Below are 5,236 nucleotides of genomic sequence, written 5' to 3' on the forward strand. Positions count from 1 at the left end.
GCAACTTCCGGGATGTTGCTGCCTCAGCGAGCCCGGAGGCAGCAATATCCCCGAAAGTGCGCGGATCTCGAACGGCGCAGCGGACCGGCGGGAGCCGGGGGTCAGTACGCCTCGCCGACCGGCTCCTCGGCGGTGTTCTCGGCACTCGCGGCGCTGCGGTTCCAGCGGGACCACAGCACCCGCTCGCCGTAGCCGGCGGCCATCACGTGCGCGAAGGCCAGGTAGACCAGCACACCGACGGCGAGCACCCCGAAGCCGACCCAGAACGGCAGCGACAGCGAGCGCTCGGCGAGCTTGCCGGAGATGATCGGCGCGGGCGCGGCGGCGCCCCAGCGGACCAGGTTGAACGCGCCGGTGGCGAGCCTGCGGTCGCTGGAGCCGAGGCCGAGCGCCAGGTCGGTGAGGTTGGCGTTGGCCAGGCCCATGCAGAGGCCGGCGAGCACGAGCACCACGAGCGCCTCGGCGGTGCTGGTGGAGGTGGCGAAGAGGACCATGCAGACCAGTAGGCCGGCGATGGCCACGCCGACGGTCTGCACCGCGCCGATCCGGTGAGCCAGCCGGTGGCCGATCACCAGGATGCCGGTGGCCAGGCCGAGCCCCCAGCCGGTGAACGCGAGCCCCAGCGGGACGACGTCCAGGCCGAGGAAGAGCGGCGTGTAGCCGAGCACGACGAAGAACACGAAGTTGTACGCGGCGGTCACCACGCAGAGGGCGATGAACGCCGGTCGGCGGTAGGTGGCGAAGATCTGGCCGACGCGTACCGGGGCCTGCCGGTTGGTGGGTTCGCGCAGCTTGCGGGCGGCCACGCCGAGCGCGAGCACCATGAACACGCCGCAGACGAAGAACGGCAGCCGCCAGGAGACCTGGCCGAGCAGGCCGCCGATCAGCGGGCCGACGGCGAAGCCGAGACCGAGGGCTGTCTCGAACAGGCCGACCACCCACTCCCGGTCGACGGCCAGGTTGACCAGCACCACCATGGCGGTGGCGAAGAACATCGCGTTGCCCAGCCCCCAGACGCCGCGCAGCACGGACAGCTGCACGATGTTGTCGCTGGACGAGGCGAGGATGGCGGCCAGCCCGACCACCGAGACCCCGGTGATCAGGACCGGCTTGAACCCGAACCGGCCGCTGGCGAGCGTCGCCGGGATCATGCCGAGGGCCATGACCGCGATGTACGCGGTGAACAGCAACTCGACCTGCCAGGCGGTGACCCCGATCGCGTCGCCGATGGCCGGCAGGATCGGATCGACCACGGCGATGCCGGCGATCGCGAGGAAGGCCACCAGTGTGGTGGCGTAGATGGCACTGCGGTTTGGTTCGGATGACCGATCCACTCCGACTCCCCAATTAGCTGTATCGTACAGGTACTTACGCTGTATCATACAGCTATGAGCGACGACCACGAGAGCACCCTCGGCCGGATCGAGACCGAGGTGGCCCTGTTGATGCGCTTCGGCGAGGCCACCCGGCGGGCCACCGGCACCGCCGAGCACCGGGTGCTCGACCGCGCGGCGTACGTCATCCTGCGCCACCTGGACGCAGCCGGCCCGCAGAACGTCTCCGCCCTCGCCGCGCGACTCAACCTGGACGGCTCGACGGTGACCCGGCAGGTCTCCGCCCTGCAACGCGACGGCCTGATCGTCCGCGCCCCCGACCCGACGGACGGCCGAGGCACGGTCATCTCCCCCACCCCGGCCGGGCTACAGCGGATGGCCGCCGTGCAGGCCGCCCGCACCCGGCTCTACGGCGACATGCTGGCCGACTGGAGCACCGAGGACCGGGCCACCCTGGCGACCCTACTGGGCCGCCTCAACCAGGCCCTGGTGAACCGCAACCGCCGCTAACCCACGCCCGCTGACCCGCCACCGCCCCGGGTCGCCGGACGCGCGTGACCCTTCGACCGCCCAGATCGCGCAACATCCTTGTTGTAGTGGCATCCCCAGGGCCCGACACCACTACAACAACGATCGAGCACGATCTTGAGGCGACGGCGCGACAGGCGACGGCGCGAGCGGGCGACGGGCCTGCCGGGCACCCCGGGCGCCGACCTCGCGGCGGGCGCCCGGGGAACGGGGAACGGGAACGGGGAACGGGGTCAGGCGACCGGTTCGCGGGCCGAGTCGGCGTCGCGGTCGACGCCGGGGGTGATGCGGGGGTCGCCCTCGTCGGCGAAGTAGTCGTCCGGCGTGGTGCCGTCGACTCCCTCGGGCGCCTTGGTGGCCCGCAGGACCAGCGTCAACAGGGCGGCGACCGCCAGGTTGACCAGCACGGCCACGATGCCGACGTAGATCGTCTTGGGCGTGTCGAACCCGAACTTCTCCAGCGGGAACGCCGACCCGCCGAAGTGCTTCCGGGTGGGGCTGGCCACCTGGTAGAGCATCCACATGCCGAGCCCCATCCCGGCGACCCAGCCGGCGATCAGGGCGGTCCGGTGGAACCAGCGAGTGTAGAGGCCCAGCGCCACGGCCGGCAGCGTCTGCAGGATGATCACGCCGCCGATGAGCTGGAGGTCGATCGAGAACTGCGGGTCGAGGAACACGATGCAGGCCACGGCCCCGACCTTGACCACCAGCGAGGCGATCTTCGAGACGTTCGCCTCCTGCGCCGGGGAGGCGTCCCGCTTCAGGTACTCCTTGTAGATGTTGCGGGTGAACAGGTTCGCCGCCGCGATCGACATGATCGCCGCCGGCACCAGCGCGCCGATGCCGATGGCGGCGTACGCGACCCCGGCGAACCAGTCCGGGAACTGCTGGTCGAACAGCAGCGGCACGATCGTGTTGTTGTCGACGCTGCCCGCCGACGCGCCCGGCAGCGGCTTCACCCCGGCCGCGATGGCCATGTAGCCGAGCAGCGCGATCAGCCCGAGCAGCAGGCTGTACGCGGGCAGCGCCGACATGTTGCGCTTGATCACGTCGCGGTTCCGGCTGGCCAGCACGCCGGTGATGCTGTGCGGGTAGAGGAACAGCGCCAGCGCCGAGCCGAACGCCAACGTGACGTACTGCAGCTGGTTGTTGCCGTTGAGCAGGATGCCGTCGTTCGGGTTCGGTGACGCCTGGAACTTCGCGTCCGCCGCGTCGAAGATGTCGCCCCAGCCACCGAGCTTGTACGGCAGGTAGATGACCGCCACCAGGATCACGATGTAGATCAGGCTGTCCTTGACGAACGCGATCAGCGCCGGAGCGCGCAGCCCGGACTGGTAGGTGTACGCCGCCAGGATGGCGAACGCGATGATGATCGGCAGGTGCCGGGCCAGGGTGCTCTCACCCGTGACGCCCATGGTCTTGAGGACCGCCTCGATGCCCACCAGTTGCAGCGCGATGTAGGGCATCGTGGCCACGATGCCGGTGATCGCGATCAGCAGCGCCAGCACCGGCGAGTCGAACCGCGTACGGACGAAGTCGGCCGGGGTGACGAAGCCGTGCCGGTGCGAGACCGACCAGAGCCGGATCAGCACCAGGAAGACCAGCGGGTAGACGACGATCGTGTACGGCACCGCGAAGAACCCGGCCGCCCCGGCTCCGAACATCAACGCCGGCACCGCCACGAAGGTGTACGCGGTGTAGAGGTCACCGCCGACCAGGAACCAGGTGATCCAGCCGCCGAAGCTGCGCCCGCCCAGGCCCCACTCGTCGAGGTGCGCCATGTCCTTCGGCCGCCGCCACCGCGCGGCCACGAAGCCCATCGCGCTGACCAGCAGGAACAGCAGGGAGAAGACGATGATCTCGGTGAGATGGTCACGCCACATCAGTGCTCACCCCGCTTCTTGGTCATCTGGTAGACCAGCGTCGTCGTGGAGACGCCGAGCAGGATCCAGGCCAGTTGCAGCCAGTAGTAGCGCGGGAACCCGAAGATCCGGGGCGCGTCGCCGTTGAAGAACGCCGGGATCAGCGGCACCACGATGGGGAGAAAGAGCAACCAGTTCCAGGGACTGTGGTCCTTCGCCCGGGTTGGCGCCGTGGTGGGCGCCTCCGGTTCCGGTGCAGGCATCTGACACACCTCCGGGGAGTCGAGGCACTCGATGTAACGGCCGGAGGCTACGACTCTGTGACCGCCGTCACGATCAGCGCGCGGACGGCTCTGCGCCGAACGGCGCACCGGCTGCGCCGAACGGCGCGACAGTTCCGCTGGCGGGCGAGGTGCGACGGGTGCCGGAGGGGCGCGGCTCAGGCGGCGGGCAGGTGCGCGGTGTCGTTGACCGTGCGGACCGCGATGCCGCCGTCGGGCCACATGTCGAGCACCGAGATGCCGGCCGCGTCCAAAAAGAGCCGGTGCAGGAAGGCGTCGCTGGCGGCGAGGGCGTCGCGCAGCGCCAGCTTGATCGGCGAGACGTGCGAGACGACCACCACGGTCTCCCCGGGGTACGCCGCCGGCAGCGCGTTGACGACCCGGTGGACGCGTTCGGCCACCTGCGTGAACGACTCGCCGCCCGGCGGGGCGATCCGTGGCGAGGCGAGCCAGGCGTCCATCTCCCCCGGCCACTCCTGGCGTACCTCGGCGAAGGTGCGCCCCTCCCACTGCCCGAAGTCGCACTCGATCAGGTCGGTCTCGGTGCGGACCGGCACGTCACCGAGCGCCCCGGCGATCGCCGCGGCGGTGGCCGTACACCGGGACAGGGGTGAGCTGAGCACGGCCGCGACGGACGGGGCCAGCGCGGCCACCCGGGCGCCGGTGGCGCGGGCCTGGGCCCGGCCGCGCTCGGAGAGCGGCACGTCGCCGCGGCCGGAGTAGCGGCCCTGCTCGGTGTACGCGGTCTCGCCGTGCCGCACGAGGATCAGGCGGGTGGCCGTGAAGCTCGGACGGGGCTCCCAGGAGGCCGGCGCGGTCGCCGGATCGCTGCCCGTCGACGCGCCTCCGGCCGGGGCGCTGGCCGAGGCCGGTGCGCCGAGGGAGGCCGGCGGCGGGGTGGGCCGGCCGGCGGCGGCGTCCATGGCGGCGTTGGCCAGCGCGTCGGCGTGCCGGTTCTGCTCGCGGGGGATCCAGGTGAAGCGGACCGCGCCGAAGCGGCCCACCAGCGTGGCCGCCTGGGCGGCGAGCGGGCGCAGGCCCGGGTGCTTGATCTGCCACCGGCCGCACATCTGCTCGACCACCAGCTTGGAGTCCATCCGGACGTCCACCTCGGCGGCGTTCAGCTCGGCGGCGGCCCGCAGACCGGCGATCAGGCCCTGGTACTCGGCGACGTTGTTGGTCGCCGTACCCAGCGACTCGGAGCGCTCGGCGAGCACCTCGCCGGTCTCCG

General features: G+C 71.1%; 5 protein-coding genes. 1 reads left to right on the forward strand and 4 read right to left on the reverse strand.

Annotated features, from left to right (window positions below):
- Positions 1 to 101: 101 nt before the first annotated feature.
- Positions 102 to 1,334, reverse strand: a complete 1,233-nt coding sequence (locus AB0J68_RS26495) for an MFS transporter (RefSeq protein ID WP_363940959.1) — start codon at positions 1,332 to 1,334, stop codon at positions 102 to 104.
- Between the two features lie 54 nt (positions 1,335 to 1,388).
- On the opposite strand from AB0J68_RS26495, the gene AB0J68_RS26500 reads away from it, so the two are divergent.
- The gene (locus AB0J68_RS26500) at positions 1,389 to 1,844 is read left to right on the forward strand and encodes a MarR family transcriptional regulator (protein ID WP_363940961.1); all 456 of its coding nucleotides are present in this window, start codon (positions 1,389 to 1,391) and stop codon (positions 1,842 to 1,844) included.
- 251 nt (positions 1,845 to 2,095) lie between these two features.
- On the opposite strand, the gene mctP is transcribed toward AB0J68_RS26500, so the two are convergent.
- From mctP to AB0J68_RS26515, 3 genes are all read right to left on the reverse strand, one after another.
- On the reverse strand, positions 2,096 to 3,745 hold the full coding sequence (gene mctP / locus AB0J68_RS26505) for a monocarboxylate uptake permease MctP (RefSeq protein ID WP_363940963.1): 1,650 nt from the start codon (positions 3,743 to 3,745) through the stop codon (positions 2,096 to 2,098).
- On the reverse strand, positions 3,745 to 3,987 hold the full coding sequence (locus AB0J68_RS26510; protein WP_354856610.1) for a DUF3311 domain-containing protein: 243 nt from the start codon (positions 3,985 to 3,987) through the stop codon (positions 3,745 to 3,747). Before AB0J68_RS26510 ends, mctP begins: the two co-directional genes overlap by 1 nt.
- 176 nt (positions 3,988 to 4,163) lie before the next feature.
- Positions 4,164 to 5,236 (reverse strand): bifunctional RNase H/acid phosphatase (locus AB0J68_RS26515; protein ID WP_363940965.1); only part of this gene is annotated, 1,073 nt, incomplete at its 5' end.

The sequence above is a fragment of the Micromonospora sp. NPDC049580 genome (assembly GCF_040675595.1).
Taxonomy (GTDB): Bacteria; Actinomycetota; Actinomycetes; order Mycobacteriales; family Micromonosporaceae; genus Micromonospora.